Origin of the sequence: Shewanella donghaensis (assembly GCF_007567505.1) — a bacterium.
Taxonomy (GTDB): domain Bacteria; phylum Pseudomonadota; class Gammaproteobacteria; order Enterobacterales; family Shewanellaceae; genus Shewanella; species Shewanella donghaensis.
This window is the reverse complement of record NZ_CP041783.1, coordinates 3,097,799-3,114,339: the sequence shown is the minus strand read 5'-3', so window position 1 is coordinate 3,114,339 and position 16,541 is coordinate 3,097,799. Positions and strand designations below refer to the sequence as shown.

General features: G+C 40.6%; 15 protein-coding genes. 4 read left to right on the top strand and 11 right to left on the bottom strand.

All coding sequences use genetic code 11. The annotated features are described in order from the left end of the window. Nucleotides 1-26 precede the first annotated feature (26 nt). The 4 genes from FPK91_RS13225 to FPK91_RS13210 all read right to left on the bottom strand — a co-directional run bounded on the left by FPK91_RS13225 (nucleotide 27) and on the right by FPK91_RS13210 (nucleotide 3,325). Nucleotides 27-488, bottom strand: a complete 462-nt coding sequence (locus FPK91_RS13225; RefSeq protein WP_144211691.1) for a DUF2489 domain-containing protein — start codon at nucleotides 486-488, stop codon at nucleotides 27-29. A 102-nt stretch (nucleotides 489-590) separates the two neighbouring features. Then, entirely contained in the window at nucleotides 591-1,157 is a 567-nt protein-coding gene (yihI, locus tag FPK91_RS13220; RefSeq protein WP_144211690.1) for a Der GTPase-activating protein YihI, read from the bottom strand. Nucleotides 1,158-1,212: 55 nt separating this feature from the next. Next, the gene (locus tag FPK91_RS13215; protein WP_144211689.1) at nucleotides 1,213-1,875 is read right to left on the bottom strand and encodes a methyltransferase domain-containing protein; all 663 of its coding nucleotides are present in this window, start codon (nucleotides 1,873-1,875) and stop codon (nucleotides 1,213-1,215) included. An 829-nt stretch (nucleotides 1,876-2,704) separates the two neighbouring features. Continuing rightward, nucleotides 2,705-3,325 (bottom strand): c-type cytochrome, encoded by a 621-nt coding sequence (locus tag FPK91_RS13210; RefSeq protein ID WP_144211688.1) that lies wholly within the window; start codon nucleotides 3,323-3,325, stop codon nucleotides 2,705-2,707. A gap of 167 nt (nucleotides 3,326-3,492) precedes the next feature. Here FPK91_RS13210 and yihA point away from each other — a divergent pair, with 167 nt between their 5' ends. Beyond that, nucleotides 3,493-4,161 carry a ribosome biogenesis GTP-binding protein YihA/YsxC gene (gene yihA, locus FPK91_RS13205; protein ID WP_144211687.1) on the top strand — a complete coding sequence of 223 codons (669 nt, stop codon included), beginning with the start codon at nucleotides 3,493-3,495 and terminating at the stop codon, nucleotides 4,159-4,161. A 603-nt stretch (nucleotides 4,162-4,764) separates the two neighbouring features. On the opposite strand, the gene polA is transcribed toward yihA, so the two are convergent. Further along, nucleotides 4,765-7,527, bottom strand: a complete 2,763-nt coding sequence (polA, locus tag FPK91_RS13200; RefSeq protein WP_144211686.1) for a DNA polymerase I — start codon at nucleotides 7,525-7,527, stop codon at nucleotides 4,765-4,767. 385 nt (nucleotides 7,528-7,912) lie between these two features. On the opposite strand from polA, the gene elbB reads away from it, so the two are divergent. Next, entirely contained in the window at nucleotides 7,913-8,566 is a 654-nt protein-coding gene (gene elbB / locus FPK91_RS13195; protein ID WP_144211685.1) for an isoprenoid biosynthesis glyoxalase ElbB, read from the top strand. 55 nt (nucleotides 8,567-8,621) lie between these two features. On the opposite strand, the gene glpG is transcribed toward elbB, so the two are convergent. From glpG to FPK91_RS13170, 5 genes are all read right to left on the bottom strand, one after another. Then, complete coding sequence (gene glpG, locus FPK91_RS13190) at nucleotides 8,622-9,461, bottom strand: rhomboid family intramembrane serine protease GlpG (RefSeq protein ID WP_144211684.1); 840 nt, start codon at nucleotides 9,459-9,461, stop codon at nucleotides 8,622-8,624. Beyond that, nucleotides 9,458-9,766 carry a thiosulfate sulfurtransferase GlpE gene (gene glpE / locus FPK91_RS13185; RefSeq protein WP_144211683.1) on the bottom strand — a complete coding sequence of 103 codons (309 nt, stop codon included), beginning with the start codon at nucleotides 9,764-9,766 and terminating at the stop codon, nucleotides 9,458-9,460. The genes glpG and glpE overlap by 4 nt, the downstream gene beginning before the upstream one ends. A 117-nt stretch (nucleotides 9,767-9,883) precedes the next feature. Continuing rightward, the gene (gene tdh / locus FPK91_RS13180; RefSeq protein WP_144211682.1) at nucleotides 9,884-10,909 is read right to left on the bottom strand and encodes an L-threonine 3-dehydrogenase; all 1,026 of its coding nucleotides are present in this window, start codon (nucleotides 10,907-10,909) and stop codon (nucleotides 9,884-9,886) included. 12 nt (nucleotides 10,910-10,921) lie between these two features. After that, entirely contained in the window at nucleotides 10,922-12,115 is a 1,194-nt protein-coding gene (locus FPK91_RS13175; protein WP_144211681.1) for a glycine C-acetyltransferase, read from the bottom strand. A gap of 277 nt (nucleotides 12,116-12,392) precedes the next feature. After that, a complete protein-coding gene (locus FPK91_RS13170; protein ID WP_144211680.1) occupies nucleotides 12,393-13,049 on the bottom strand; it encodes a TetR/AcrR family transcriptional regulator in 657 nt (218 codons plus the stop codon). Between the two features lie 132 nt (nucleotides 13,050-13,181). Here FPK91_RS13170 and waaA point away from each other — a divergent pair, with 132 nt between their 5' ends. Then, complete coding sequence (waaA, locus tag FPK91_RS13165) at nucleotides 13,182-14,462, top strand: lipid IV(A) 3-deoxy-D-manno-octulosonic acid transferase (RefSeq protein ID WP_144211679.1); 1,281 nt, start codon at nucleotides 13,182-13,184, stop codon at nucleotides 14,460-14,462. Nucleotides 14,463-14,650: 188 nt separating this feature from the next. Here the strand turns inward: waaA and FPK91_RS13160 are convergent, their stop codons facing one another. Next, on the bottom strand, nucleotides 14,651-15,364 hold the full coding sequence (locus tag FPK91_RS13160) for a 3-deoxy-D-manno-octulosonic acid kinase (protein ID WP_144211678.1): 714 nt from the start codon (nucleotides 15,362-15,364) through the stop codon (nucleotides 14,651-14,653). Nucleotides 15,365-15,467: 103 nt separating this feature from the next. Between FPK91_RS13160 and FPK91_RS13155 the strand changes: the two genes are divergently transcribed. After that, nucleotides 15,468-16,499: a glycosyltransferase family 9 protein gene (locus FPK91_RS13155; RefSeq protein WP_144211677.1), complete on the top strand. Its 1,032-nt coding sequence runs from the start codon at nucleotides 15,468-15,470 to the stop codon at nucleotides 16,497-16,499. The last annotated feature ends 42 nt before the right edge of the window (nucleotides 16,500-16,541 follow it).

Below are 16,541 nucleotides of genomic sequence, written 5' to 3'. Positions count from 1 at the left end.
AGAGGTTTGTTAACTACTGGGCGTGTTTAATGCATGAAATGGAATTGTTTCAATTTCTCTGCGTCTGCAAGCAAGCTTTGTTCTAATTTTGCTTCTGACTTCATTCTGGCTAAGTCTAATCTCATTCGCTGCTGTTTAGGTAACGCGCTGCGTGCATCTTTTATCGGGTGATCTTTGATGCAGCCATAATGTTCAAAAATATGTGGGAACTCTATTACCATGGCTTCAGACATCGATAATGTCTCAAATAACTTAGCGATTCGCATGACCCCTTCAGAGGGCTCACAGCGGTCTTCAAGCATTGCTGTTGCGATATACTTGATATCATCTAACACTTGCTGTTTCTTCGCTCTAGCTTCTACTGTGCGCTGCTTATCCGCTTCTAATGATGCTTTTTGTTGTTTCTTTACTTGTAATAACAAGTAGGCTGCATAACAAGCGAGAAGTAACACAATGATGATAGCGGCAACAATAACAATGCTAGACACAAATTATCCTTAAAGTGACGATAGTTTCAAATAACAATATAGGGTTTAAAAAGCAATAAAAATGGCATACCTAATGAGGTATGCCATTTGTCATAACTGTGATTATGGCTGGTAGTCTTTTAAAAGGTCAGCGCCAGATTCAAAGCGTTCATATAAGTCATCATCAGAAACGGACTTTTTACTCTTACTTGGAGCTGGCGATACAGGTAATTCTTCTGCATCTGAAATTCCAAGTTTTTCCATTAATGATTCAATTTTAGATAATTGAGCATCTAACCATTTTTGATCGTCAGCAGAGAGGTCTTTGCCTTCTTCTAACAAATCAAGCAGGCTATTAAATCTTGGGTCTTCTTCAAGCTTCAATAGTTTTTCTTCGTCGGTTAGCTTTGGTTGTTTAACTTTAGCGACCGCTGCAGCAACTTTTACTTCTTTAGCTGGTGCAATTGATAGAGCAACCGGCTTCTTACTGCCATGACGAGGGTCATTGTTCTTTTGGGTTTTCACATGAGGCGATTCTTTTTCAATTAAGGCCTCGTTGTGGCGACTACCAGATTTACGACCAGAATCCTTTTTCTTACCGCTAACAACACTGCGATCGGCCTTTTTAACTCTTGGTGCTTGTTTAGGGCCTGTTTCGCCGCCCTTGCGCGATTTTTTACTACGAGCCATCGGTGATCTCATTAGGTTGAAAAATTTGGCTAGATAGATTCTCATCCACCTTGCACTAAATAAGGATGCGCTTTATACCAGACTTTGATGATTTTTGCATCAATACGAGCTCTTTTGCTGCAAATAATAGCTTAAATTCGCTGTGTTGTGCCAAATACTCGAAAGTTTGTTGTCGATAAAAGCTCACGTGTGTCGGGTTGTTTTTAAAATGCCATTTAGAAAAGTTATTTAAATCAGTTAATAAGGAGGTGTTTATCGCTAACCAACCATCTGGTTTTAGTAACTTTGATAATAATTGCCATTCTTTAGCGGGTTGCTGGAAATGTTCAAGTACTCGATAGCAACAAATGAAATCATATTGCTGTTTAAATAACTGTTGATCTGTTTTTGCAAATGGGTCGTATTGATATAAATGATGACCAGCAAGCTCGATTTTATCTAAACTTACTCTGTCCATTACTCTGCCGAAATTGAGCCCGACTAATGAACCACTTTGCTGAGCAGATATTTGAGATAGCAAAGGTTCAATGAATTGCACTAACTGTTTTTGCTTTGCTGCTTTATTTGCTCGTCCATATCGCTGAAGTTGAGCCGCTGGCATTAAATGAGATTGAGGATTCGCAAAAACAAGGCTACATTGACTACAGCTATAGAAGGCTCTTTTCTTATCTTGTATAAAAAATTCAGCAGTTTGACTGCACAACGGACATTTTATCATTGAAGTAAGAGGATACCTGAACAAAGATGATGTATATCAATGAATAGCAGAAATTAGTGGAATATGAAAGTGATTAAAAATAGAAATAAAAAAAGGTGGCAGTAAACTGCCACCTTACAAAATAGTGTTTATCACACCAAATTTTTATTCCAAGTATCCGTACTTGCTATGTGACTATCCCGGTCAATATCCATCTTGTTTTTAGAGCTTTCCATGCATTTTTTATTGTTATCGGTCATCAATGACACTTTTTCTTAATCCTGTTGCCGTCCTGACCACAGCTTCCGTAGATGGTCTAATATGACACATCAAAACTTTAGTTTGTCTTCAATGACAATAGTTAACAATCCGTGTTTAAAGTACCTTCCAGTGATAACAAGCCTCCGCAAGTGCATCCTAAGCAATTAGCTTCCTTTGCCGCTACTTTAATCCTTAAAGTAGTTTTCCTTATGGGGTTTTATCTCTGTTGCGTAAGGGAGTGCTATAAAAGCTAATCGACCAATCGGTCTGTTCCTTACAAATTCTTTATGACCTGGACTTCAAGCTGAAATCACGACTCTTATTATTATTAGTGAGTGGTCTTATTTATATTATTGTTATTAAGTAATTTTATTCTTATATCTTAAATGTAAACGTAGCCGAAATCTGTGAGATGGAATTAATATTTTTGTTCTTACAGTTGGGTTCATCTCGGTACGGGGCTATTTAACCCTAAAACCGTGATCTCTGTCAAGCACGATTCTTGGTAAGTTTACGTAAACGTCAAGTTAGGGGCGTAAAAAAGGGTGAATAATCACCCTTTTATAAAAACGTCTTAATGTATAAAAAGTTACTTAAGGCTTGAAATGTATTGAGATAATACTTCAATATCACTGTCAGATAGCTTTTTAGCAACATCTTGCATCATGCCGTTTAAATCGTTGTTACGATTTGTATCGCGGAATTTATTCAGTTGGATTTTCACGTAATCAGCGTGTTGTCCACCAATAGATGGGAAGCCAGCAAGTTCGCCGCCTTTACCATCTGGTCCATGACAAGCCATGCACGAGGTAATGCCACGATCCATGTCGCCACCTTTATAAAGGGCTTCGCCTTCACTAGGAACATTAGCAACATCTGCTACATTTAATGTTTGGCTGGCATAATAAGCAGAAACATCCTTAATATCTTGTTCAGATAAGGATATTGACATACCGATCATGGTAGGATCATTACGACCTTCTTTGCCGCCGCTTTTAGCCGCCGCTTGGAAATCATGTAATTGTTTTTCTAGATAAGATGCGTGCTGTCCGGCCAGTTTAGGCCAAATTGGAGCAATGCTGTTACCGTCAACACCGTGACAGGCAGAACACATAACTGATTTAGTTTTACCCGCTTCCACATCACCTTCAGCGAAGGCAGGTGTTGATATAGCGGCAAATACAGACAGCGCAAGGGCTAACTTTTTCATGGCGTTCCAACTTCTTGTTTAATTTATTGTCCTGAGCTTACTAGGAAGACCCGCAAGCGTGGTAAAATCTACAAACTGTGATCAGGCTTATATTTTACACGAAAATGTGGAAAAGTAAGCAAATCTTACATAATTAAGGTTTTACCTAAAAATTATTGGAGTAAATCGTGTCAGAAACGCGTATAGATTTTCGAAAAACCAAGTTTTTAATTAGTGCACCAGACATTGCGCACTTAAATGAGTATTTACCTGGTGATACCGGAGTAGAAATAGCGTTTGCTGGCCGCTCCAATGCAGGTAAATCAAGTGCACTGAATGCATTAACAGATCAAAAAGGCTTAGCAAGAACCAGTAAAACCCCTGGTCGTACTCAACTTATTAACGTTTTTGAGCTTGAAGAAAACCGTCGTTTAGTTGATTTACCTGGCTACGGTTTTGCGAAAGTGCCATTAGCATTGAAAAACAAATGGCAAAAGGCGTTGGGCGAATACTTGCAAGAACGCGCCTGTTTAAGCGGCGTTGTTGTGTTGATGGATATTCGTCATCCACTTAAAGATCTCGATTTACAAATGATTGAGTGGGCTGTTATGAGTGAAATTCCAGTTTTAGCTTTGCTCACTAAGTCAGATAAACTCGCGCAAAACGTGAAAATGAAGACCGTTAACGCTGTGCGTAAAGAGCTTGCTGAGTATGGTGATTGGGTTAAAGTTGAACCTTTCTCTTCTACCAAAGGCACTGGAAAACCTAAAGTATTGGGTATCTTAAATGAATGGTGTAACCCAAGCTGGTTAGTTGAAGCTGAGAAAGCGGCACTAGAGTCGTCCGAAGAAGAGTAAATTCGGCGATTAAAATCGATCTTTTTAGGGTGTTAAGTTTATAAACTTAATACCCTTTTTTGTCTCTGAAATTCTATTTTATTAATAATAGGCAAAAAAAAACCGATAACTAAAATGTTATCGGTTAAAAAAGTTAGCTCTTTTGGGGAGAAGCTAAATTCAACAAGACTCAAGTGCCATTTACTCATCAATGGCGCTCAATGGAGACATAATACCTGTTTCTTAGATTTAATTAAAGTATTTACTCTAAATTTACTTTTGGGCAAAAAAAAGCTCCAACATATAAATGCTGGAGCGCCATAATTCGGCTTGTCACTATTTCTAGTGAAATAAAAGGTCTGAAAGATGGAACATCTTAACCTCTGTACCCTACGCAGAGAATAATACGCCATTAGCCTTAAAATGAAAAACTGTTTTTTAAATATGTGAGCAATAATGTGAACTTAAACACAATATTTGTGTGTTATTTCATCATTTGTATCAAAAGGGAATGGATACGAGCGCAAAAATATAAATGATGCAGATAAAAAAATACCTATAATGTTGCCATTATAGGTATCTAATCCAGATAAGCCTTTATGCTAAGGCTGTATTGGTACTGTCTTAGTGAGCTTCATCCCAGTTGTCGCCCATACCAGCTTCAGCGAGTAACATGACGTCGATTGAAGCGGCTTCAGCCATGAGTGCACAGACTTTTAATTTCAGTTGTTCTGCTTTATCTGCATCAACTTCGAAAACTAATTCATCGTGTACCTGCATGATCATGGTGATTTCACCTTGAGTGTCAGTACTAATCCAATTTGCTATTTTAATCATCGCTTTTTTGATGATGTCAGCAGCAGTACCTTGCATTGGTGCATTAATCGCTGCTCGTTCAGCTGCTTGACGACGCATAGCGTTTCTATCTTTGATATCAGGTAAATACAGTCTTCTGCCATATAAGGTTTCAACATAACCCACATCAGCGGCTAGCGCTCGGGTGTCTTCCATATACTTCAGCACACCTGGGTAGCGTGCAAAGTAAGTGTCAATATAGGTTTGAGCTTCTTTACGTGGGATATCAAGCTGTTTGGCTAAACCAAATGCTGACATGCCATAAATCAAACCAAAGTTAACGGCTTTAGCCCGGCGTCTTTGCTCGGTAGTGACTTCTTCAAAGTGAACCCCAAAAACTTCAGCTGCTGTGGCTTTATGAATATCTTTATTCTCAGCAAAAGCAGTAAGTAGACCTTTATCTTGTGATAAATGGGCCATGATGCGTAATTCAATTTGCGAATAATCGGCAGCAAGTACCTTTCGGCCTTCTGGGGCTATAAAGGCTTGTCTTATACGGCGACCTTCTTCGGTTCTAATAGGGATATTCTGCAAGTTAGGTTCACTTGAAGATAAACGACCGGTGGCAGCATTCGCTTGATGATAGCTGGTATGAACTCGACCGGTTTCAGCATTAACCATCAGAGGTAACTTATCGGTATAGGTGCTTTTTAATTTTGACAGGCTGCGGTGTTGTAAAATAATTTTTGGTAAAGGGTAGTCTAAAGCAAGTTCGACTAAGACATCTTCAGCTGTTGAAGGTGCACCTTTTGGCGTTTTTTTGATGATCGGGTATCCGAGCTTTTCAAAGAATAGCACTTGTAACTGCTTGGGAGAGCTTAAGTTAAACTTCTCATCAGCGATTTCATAGGCTTTCGTTTCTAGATCATCAATCTTCTTTGCTAACTCGTCACTTTGCTGACTGAGTAGCATACTATCGATTAATACACCTTGGCGTTCGATATCAGATAATACTTGAATCAGTGGTAATTCAAGCTCATTAAAGACAGACTTAAGTCCAGCTTCTTTTTCGACTCTTGGCCATAAATGCTGATGTAAACGTAAGGTTATATCGGCATCTTCAGCCGCATACGGTGAAGCGGTTTCTAAATCGATTTGGTTGAAGGTCAGTTGTTTAGCGCCTTTGCCGGCAATTTCTTCAAAGCTAATATTTTTATGACCAAGATACTTAAGTGCTAAACCATCCATATCATGACGTGATGCTACCGAGTTAAATACGTAAGACTCAAGCATAGTATCAAAGCGCACGCCCTTTAAAGTAATACCGGCGTTGGCAAAGATGCTGATATCGTATTTTAGGTTCTGACCTACTTTCTCAAGTTGGTCATTTTCTAAAATAGGTTTTAATTGCTCAAGCGCATATTCCATTGATAGCTGATCTGGTGCATCTAAATAGTCGTGGGCAAGTGGCAGATAAGCCGCTTTTCCTGATTCAATAGCGAATGAAATGCCAACTAGCTTAGCTTCCATGTAATTTAGGCTGGTGGTTTCAGTATCAACAGCAATCAGCTCTGCTTGTGATAATTTATCAATCCATTGGCTTAACTGCGCTTCTGTTAAGATTGTTTCATATTCAACATCAATTGCAGCAGATGCGATAACTTCTTCAGTTGCTTCTGCTGTTTTACCTGATACCGCAAAGCCTGATTTATTATCCAGCACTTCACCTAACCAGCGTTTGAACTCCATTTCACCGAATAGCTTAACCAGTTCATCATGATTTTGGGGTTTAGTCGCTAAAGACTCAAAGTTATCTTCCCATTCAACATCCGTTTTAATGGTGGCGAGATCATAAGATAACTGGAGCATGTCTTTATTTTCAATGATCTTTTTAGGCATGGTTTTAGAACCACGGAAAGTCACATCTAATACGCTTTCTGGGTTGGCAATAAGCTTATCAACACCGCCCACTCCCGTTAGCATTGCTAAAGCCGTTTTTTCGCCAACACCCGGTAAGCCAGGAATGTTATCGGCTTTATCGCCCATCATGGCCAATAAATCGATAATAAGTTCAGGGCCTACACCAAATTTAGTGGTGACTTCTTCTGGGCCCATAATGGTATCGGTCATGGTATTAATGAGTGTGACATGTTCGTCTACAAGTTGCGCCATATCCTTATCACCAGTGCTAATAAGTGTTGCACGGCCTTCTTTACTTGCTTTAAGTGCAATGGTGCCGATGACATCATCAGCTTCAACACCAGGAATACAAATGAGTGGCAGACCTAAAGCGTGGATAATGGCATGAAGTGGTGCGATTTGTGTGCGTAGGTCATCAGGCATAGCTGGGCGCTGTGCTTTATATTCGCTATACATGTCATTTCGGAAAGTTTTGCCTTTTGCATCGAATACCACGGCAATATGACTTGGGCTATAGCGGCTCATTAAACTACGCAGCATATTCACTACACCGTAAACAGCACCCGTAGCTTCACCTTTAGAATTGGTTAAATGAGGCGGTGAATAATAAGCGCGATAAAGGTAAGAAGAACCATCCACAAGGACGAGTGGGTTATTGGGGATTGTTGGCATAGTTTAGTTTCATATTCAGTAATCTGAGATGGCTCTAGAATGCCACATACGCGGCTTTTCGGCCATGAGAAATTAACTCGCAGCCTGTGGATAAGTCTGTGAGTGAAATAATTGTTCATCTTAAGGAGTTTTAATTACGACTTGAAATAAAACCAGTAAGCTATTGATTATTATTGTTTATTATAATTTTTGTGAGATCAATTGTAGTTTTAAAAAATATTCCTAATTTGTGGACTTTTTTAATATTCTGCTTGAAATAGTTCTTTACTTGGTACAGCTTTTAAACCAAGGGATAAAATTCAGAAACTAAGTTAGCATGTTTTTTAATCAGATCAATAGATTTGTTGAAAAAAAGTTAAATTAATAAGACAACAAGGAATATGTAATGAAAAATATTGCTGTTTTACTTAGCGGTTGTGGTGTTTATGATGGCGCAGAAATTCAGGAGTCAGTATTAACCTTATTAGCACTATCCAAGGCTGACGTAAATTATCATTGTTTTGCACCGAATATTAATCAACTGCATGTGGTGAATCATTTGACCGGTGAAGTGGAGGTGGATGCTAAACGTAATGTGTTAGAGGAATCTGCCCGTATTGCCCGTGGTGACATCAGTGATGTTACTGCTCTCGATATTGAAGAATATGATGGATTGATTGTTCCTGGTGGTTTTGGCGCCGCGAAAAACTTATGTGATTTTGCGATTGCAGGAAGTGATAGCGTGATTCAGGCTGATGTAGCCAGATTTCTTCAAGAATTTGCGCTGACGAACAAACCTGTTGGCTTTATGTGTATAGCGCCGATAATGCTACCGCTTATTTATAAAAATCGACCTAAAGGGACGATGGGTAATGATGTGGGTACGGCTCAGGCTTTTAATGAAATGGGCGGTGAACATATTGAGGCAGCATGCGAAGATATTGTGATTGATATAGGAAATCGAGTTGTTACCACGCCCGCCTATATGTTGGCGACCTCAATAGTTGAGGCTAATATAGGCATTGAAAAGCTTGTTGCTGAAGTTATTGCTATGAGCTAATTACTGTTTAAAGTGAGCACCTCAAACGATATGCCATAACATTTGATGGCGTAGGCTATTTATTAGTTTTGCGGCTATCGAACATGCCTTGCGCTAAGCCAACCAGTAAGCCACCTATATGGGCTCCATTAGCGATAGGCATCCCAAGTATGTCAGTGAAGCCCAACACCAACCAGACCATCATAAAGCCCATGTAACTGTTTGGTAAGCCGATGCCAGCTTGTGGTTGGCGTTGCCCCATAATCCAGGTGTAGCCCACTACGGCATAAACTACGCCAGATAATCCACCAAAGTTAGGTCCTGTCATCATATATTGCACGATGCTGGGTAAACAGCCTGCGACTATCAGTATTATTATTAACGGCTTACTACCAAGCTTAGTTTCTATTTTTCCACCTAAGTACCACCACCACAATAAATTGAAGGCGACATGCATTAATGAAAAATGCATTAAACTGGGGGTGAATACTCGCCAAATTTGGCTTATATCACTTTGTGGCACAGCACCGAAAAAGGATAATTGGCTAAAAATTTCATTGGCAAAACCCAGATTCATCCCTGCATATACGGCAACACAAACGAAAAATGTGATTAGCGTTAGTGGTCCTGCTCCAGTGATAAACTGTTGAATAAGCCCTAGTGAAGATGAACCATAGTCTAACTTCGCTTGAGTGGTACCATTATCCCAAGAGGCTTCTAAATATTTTTTCTGATAAGGGTTTTGTCTAAACTGTTCGAATTCATATTTGGCTTGCTCTGCCTGAGATTGCTGATAAATGACCAAAGATACGCCCGATTCTATAACAACGGGGTAGCATTCAATATCAAGACCTTTTAAATAATCTATGAATGCTTGTGCTGCGCGAGCGTTAGGTAATTGGCCGATTTCTATCATGCGTGAGCAGAACTCCAAGCGGTATAACCACCATCAAGACTATAAACGTCATCAAAACCTTGTTCAATAAGGTAACCAGCAGCACCTTGACTACTCACGCCATGATAGCAAACAACAACCAATGCTTTGTCCATATCGGCATCAGCAATAAAGTGAGAGATATTTTCATTGGTAAGATGCACTGAGCCTTCAATATTACCCGTTGCAAAACTCGCTGCATCACGTATATCGACAATTTGAACATCACTCGTGTCTTCTTGCATGTGAATAAGTTCGTTAATCGATAAGTGCTTAAACGCTGACATGGTTAATCCTTTAAAAAATGACGGTAGTGAACATTGAAATTCGAGGCTTTATTATGTGACAAGGGGTTGTACGTATACAACCCCTTTTTAGGTGAGAATAAATCCGTTCTACGGTGATTAATCCCAATTCAGTATCACTTTACCTGATTGGCCTGAGCGCATGGCATCAAAGCCTTGTTGGAAATCATCAACGCTGAAGTGATGAGTGATAATTGGCGACAAGTCTAATCCAGATTGAATTAAGCTGGCCATTTTATACCAGGTTTCAAACATTTCGCGTCCGTAAATGCCTTTTAAGATAAGGCCTTTAAAGATGACTTTGCTCCAATCAATCGCCATTTCACCGCCAGGAATACCTAGCATGGCAATTTTGCCGCCGTGATTCATGGTATCAAGCATTGAATGGAATGCTGATGGTACGCCTGACATTTCTAATCCAACATCAAAACCTTCAGTCATGCCTAATTCGGTCATCACATCTTGTAAGCTTTCAGTAGCGACGTTTACTGCGCGAGTCGCGCCCATTTTACGGGCTAGATCAAGACGGTATTCATTCACATCAGTGATCACCACATGGCGGGCGCCAACGTGCTTACATACAGCAGCAGCCATAATACCAATAGGGCCTGCGCCTGTAATCAGTACATCTTCACCGACTACATCAAAAGATAATGCCGTGTGCACAGCGTTACCAAATGGATCAAAAATAGACGCTAGGTCATCTGAAATATCGTTAGGAATTTTGAATGCATTAAATGCTGGGATAACTAAGTACTCAGCAAAGGCACCTTCGCGATTTACCCCAACACCTGAGGTATTACGACATAAATGCGTACGACCACCACGACAGTTTCGGCAATGACCACAAGTGATGTGTCCTTCACCTGAAACGCGGTCGCCGATAGTAAAGCCGCGAACTTCTTGACCTATATCGACAACTTCACCGACATATTCATGTCCAACAACCATAGGCACAGGAATGGTATTTTGTGACCATTCATCCCAGTTGTAGATATGCACATCTGTACCGCAAATCGCGGTTTTACGGATTTTAATTAATAGATCGTTATGGCCCATTGTTGGCTTAGGCGCATCAACCATCCAAATGCCTTCTTCAGGCTTTAATTTACTTAGAGCTTTCATGTGTCATGAGTCCTAGATGATGCCCATTTCTTTACCTATACGGGTAAAGGCTTCGATTGCTTTATCAATTTGCGCTTTGGTGTGAGCCGCTGACATCTGGGTACGAATACGGGCTTGCCCTTTTGGCACCACAGGGAATGAGAAACCGACAACATAGATGTTTTCAGCTAATAGACGGTTTGAGAAATCACCTGCTAATTTCGCATCACCAATCATTACTGGGATGATTGCGTGATCCGCTCCACCTAAAGTAAAGCCAGCTTCAGTCATTTTCTCTCGGAAGTAACGGCTATTTTCCCAAACGGCTTCACGCAGTGCTTGACCTGTTTTTAGCATTTCTAATACGTGTATTGATGCACTCACGATTGAAGGTGCTAAAGAGTTTGAAAATAAGTAAGGACGTGAACGCTGACGCAACCAGTCAACAACTTCTTTTTTAGCTGAAGTGAAACCACCTGAAGCGCCGCCTAAGGCTTTGCCTAACGTACCGGTGATAATATCAACGCGATCCATGACTTGGCAGAACTCATGGGTACCGCGGCCATTCTCGCCGACAAAACCCACAGCGTGAGAGTCATCAACCATCACGAGTGCGCCATACTTGTCAGCTAAATCACATACGCCAGCTAAGTTGGCAATAACGCCATCCATTGAGAACACGCCATCTGTGGCGATAAGGATATTACGTGCGCCCGCAGCTTGTGCAGCAATCAGCTGTGTTTCAAGATCGGCCATATCATTGTTGGCATAGCGAAAACGTTTTGCTTTACATAAACGCACACCGTCAATGATTGAGGCATGGTTTAGTGCATCTGACACGATAGCGTCTTCGGCACCTAATAAGGTTTCGAATAAACCTGCATTGGCATCAAAACATGAAGAGTAAAGAATGGTATCTTCCATACCTAAAAATGAACTTAGGCTGTTCTCTAATTGTTTATGAATGTTTTGAGTACCACAGATAAAACGAACTGATGCCATACCAAAACCATGGCTGTTTAAACCATTCTTGGCGGCATTAATTAATTCAGGGTGATTGGCTAAACCTAAATAGTTATTAGCACAGAAGTTAATGACTTCTTCACTATTTACATTGATCGAGGTTTGCTGAGCAGAAGTAATGATACGTTCACTCTTATACAAGCCTTCAGCTTTAACATCGACAAGTTGTTGATTTATGCGGTCGTAAAATGAGGTAGAGGCCACCTGATTTCTCCTAAGTATAGTTTTAATATGGAAACGGCGTTGGCCGCATTCTAACCTTAATTTTAGTGGCTCTACAGTGTTTTTTTTAACCTGAATAGCGACATAAAAAGGATTAGGGCTACGGCTGTTTTCACATTAGATAAACTAATCAACAACAAGTTTTTAGGAAAGACTGTTTTTTGAATGGCTTAGCATGTTAACAGAAGTGGCGTCCGCCTTTTTATGACTCTATTTTAGTCATAAAAAGGCAGTTTGTATGTGTGTGGTGATTGGCTATTTACGCTGCAGCGTCTCGTTCTTGTGAAGCAACATCAAGGTAATGCTGTTCTAAGCGGGTGAACGTGGCTTGTGAGTCTGGAGTTGAGTAGGCTTTAAAAATCATCAACACTCTGAGTAGACCTTCATACAAAGTCGCTTTAGTGATGGTCGACGTGCTTGATTGGGTTAACTGATAGCTAATCCAAAAACTCACCATCATTTTAATGGTATCTGCCAGTGCAGTAACTTTGTCATCATCGATTTCAAGGAAACCGTCGCTCTTCAGTTTTCTTAACACGTTACTTGAGCGTGATAAAACTTGTTCCTGTGCTTTTAAATAACGCGTCTTTAATGCATCGTCGCGGCTGAGAATATCGGCAAGGTTGGCGTACATAAATCGAAATTGCCACAAGGTATAAAACATCGCATCGAAATATCCCATCAACAGTTCAATATCAACGGTAGTATCTTCGTAAGGTTTGAAACCGGATTCTAAATGGCTTTCATACAAAGCAAAGATGGAATTAATAATGTCTTCTTTATTACGGAAATGGTAATAAAGGTTCCCTGGACTAATACTGAGATGAGCCGCTATGTGATTAGTAGTAATACTACGTTCACCGTGTTCGTTAAAAAGTTCAAGGCTGGCAAAAACTATCTTATCGCGGGTTTTCATATTGGTTCCAATTGTCAGATACTCATGAATAAATCATTTCGTAAAAACTTACTGCTTAGCTCATATCCCTATGAATTTAGATTATGTTAGCATTGTGTTTATCCGACAAGCAAAATTGATCAAGTACTTTTCATGACTCGTGGCATATATTCCGTTTTACTCTTGCTATTATTTCCCCTTATCTTAGCCTATTTGGGTTTTCGTACGATCAAAAGTCCGGACTATCGTGGTCGTTGGGGTGAACGATTTGGATTGACGCGATTAAAGCAAACGGATGTACTTTTTCATAGTGTGTCTATGGGGGAAACGCTTGCGGCAATCCCTGTCATTAAAACGCTAATGAGTCGTCATCCACAGCTAACATTTACGGTCACCACTACAAGTCCTACTGGCTCTGCAGAGGTGATAAAAGCTTTTGGTGATAGCGTGCAGCATTGTTATCTCCCCTTTGACATTAACTTTTGTGTTAGTCGCTTCATCAAGCAAGTAAACCCTAAACTTTGTGTCATTATGGAAACAGAACTTTGGCCTAACTTACTTTACTTTGCAAAGAAAAATAACACCCGTTTAGTGCTAGCTAATGCGCGGTTATCGCAAAAGTCCGCAGATAAATACCAAAAGCAAATAACTTTAAGCCGACCTATGCTGGTGGCATTAGATGCTATCGCAGTGCAAACCCAAGCGGAATCAAACCGTTTTGAAGCTTTAGGAGTTATGCCTGACGTATTAAGTGTTTGCGGCAGTTTGAAGTTTGATTTACAGATTGATGACAACAAATATTCACAAGCAAAAACATTAAAAGACTCGTGGGATCGTTCACAAGCGCCTGTGTGGGTGGCTGGCAGTGTTCATCCTGGCGAGTTTGATATTATGCTGCAAGCTCATAAAGAAGTGCTTCAGCAGTATCCTGATGCGTTATTAATTATGGCGCCAAGACACCCCGAGCAATTTAATGTCGCTGCTGTATCAGTAACCCAGCAAGGGTTAACGTTAGCTCGGCGCAGTATGAATGAAGCCGTTAATGAACAGACTCAAGTCATCCTTGGGGATACGATGGGGGAATTGTTGATGCTATATGGTACGGCTAATTTCGCTTTTGTCGGTGGCACCCTTATTGAAAATGGCGGCCACAATCCATTAGAACCCGCTGCAATGGGACTGCCTGTATGTGTGGGGCCTCATCATTGGGACTTTGCTGAAATAACAACATTGCTTGAACAAGCTGGTGGCTTAAGGGTCATTCAAGATAGTGATGAACTTGCTGAACTATTATTGCAGATGTTTAGCCAAGCTGATTTACATGACGCTGCTGCCAAAGCAAGCTTAGAAGTGGTTGCTCAAAATCGCGGCGCGATGCAAAAGCAACTTGAGATTATTGAACAGCAATTACAATTATCTCAACTAATTCAGTAATCGGTCTATTCATTAGAGCTTTTATTAGACTTTTATTAGACTTTTATTAGACCTTGTTATTAGACCTTGTTATTAGACCTTGTTATTAGACCTTGTTATTAGACCTTGTTATTAGACCTTGTTATTAGACCTTGTTATTAGACCTTGTTATTAGACCTTGTTATTAGACCTTGTTATTAGAGCTCTAGTTAGTTAATTGCTTTTTCGTAGCCTTTTAGTAATAGCTGCCAATTTGCATCATTGAAATTCAGGCTCGGCAGTTTAGTTTTTTCTTTGTTAAATGAGCGTAATAACCGACTCAAGTTCGCTTGCTGCCATTGCTTAGCAGGTGTTTTTATTGCGCCACGGTCAAAGTCGATAAGATAAAACTGTTCTGTGGCCAATAAGATGTTTTTAGCATTAAGATCAGCGTGATAAACACCGCGGTTATGAAATGTGGCAATGACAGCGCCAAGTTGTTGCCATTGTTGGTCATTCATCGCGACCTTTGATAGATAAGCGACTAAATCTTTAGCGCCATCAATAAGCTCAATGATAAGATCTGCACGGTACCAAATACCAAAGCGTTCGACATTTGCAGCAATAGGCCTCGGGACAGGGAGCCCTTCATCATATAGCTTTTCCAATAATGCCAGTTCAGCAACGGCTCTAGTACGTGCCATGCCGGTAAACACATAGGCATCACGACTGAACTTTTCGATAAGCCCACCACGCCAATAGTGACGCAATACCCAGCGCTGTTGACTATGTTCAACAAACCACGTGGTATAGCGGCCTTTAGATTGCCCTATAATTGCATTGAGTTGCTGCCAATACTCAGCTTGGAACTGTGCGGGTGCTAATTGCTGTGCGAGTGGCTCACACCAAGCAATGATCCCTTTGTCTGTTAATTCAATATGCATAGGTCAATGATAAAAAGCGTTGATTGTCAGTGGCTAAAAACAATATTCTACATTAAGATCGAATACTTGTACTTATTTCCCTTTGCATCGTCAGTGGTAATCCATGAAAGCAGATTTTTCATCCATGAAATCCCTATGTTTACTTCGTTTATCCGCTATCGGTGATGTTTGCCATGCGGTTGCTATGGTGCAAGCTATTCAGCGTCAATATCCTGATTTAGCGATCACCTGGGTTATTGGGAAAATTGAATATCAACTGGTGAAGCATATGCCTGGGGTTGAGTTTGTCATTTTTGATAAATCACAAGGCTGGCGCAGTTATGGCCAATTAAAAACCGCATTATCAGGGCAACGCTTTGATGTATTACTGCATATGCAAGTAGCGCTTCGAGCAACCATCGCTTCAATGATGATATCGGCGAAAGTCCGTGTTGGTTTTGATAAAGCACGTGCTAAAGAAGGTCAGTGGTTAGTCACCAATCATGCCGTTGAACCATTAGCAACACCGCATGTTTTAGAGGGTTTTATGGGCTTTGCTAAAGCGATTGGGGTTAATGATTTAACGCCTCGCTGGAATATTCCTGTGCCTGCAGTGGATACCGAGTTTGCCAATAGGCTTATCTCAGGTGATGACAAAGTGTTAGTGATTTGCCCTGCAGCCAGCAAAGCGGAACGTAACTGGTTACCTGAGCGATATGCTGCGGTTGCTGATTATGCTGTCAATCAGGGTTATCGCGTGATGCTTTGTGGTGGCCCTAGTCAGCTTGAAGCGGATTTGGCTCAAAACATTGTGCAGCTGTGTAAAACCACTATTGAAAACCAGATTGGTAAAACCACGCTAACCCAACTGTTGGCTTTACTTAAAAACGCCAGCATGGTGATCGCCCCTGATACCGGGCCTGCACATATGGCGGTGACACAAGGTACCCCAGTGATTGGTCTGTATGCCCATTCAAATCCAGGGCGCACTGGTCCATATTTATCGCTGCAACATGTGGTGAGTGTGTATGAGGAAGTTATTAAACTTCAATTCCCCGATGCTGCAATTGCTTGGGGGAAAAGGGCTAAGGGAGATGATTTGATGGAGAAAATTACTGTTGAAAGTGTGATAGCGCAGTTTGTTAAAATAGCTTGAGGTACTTTATTCTCCTTAGTTATCATTATCACAATAGCTAAG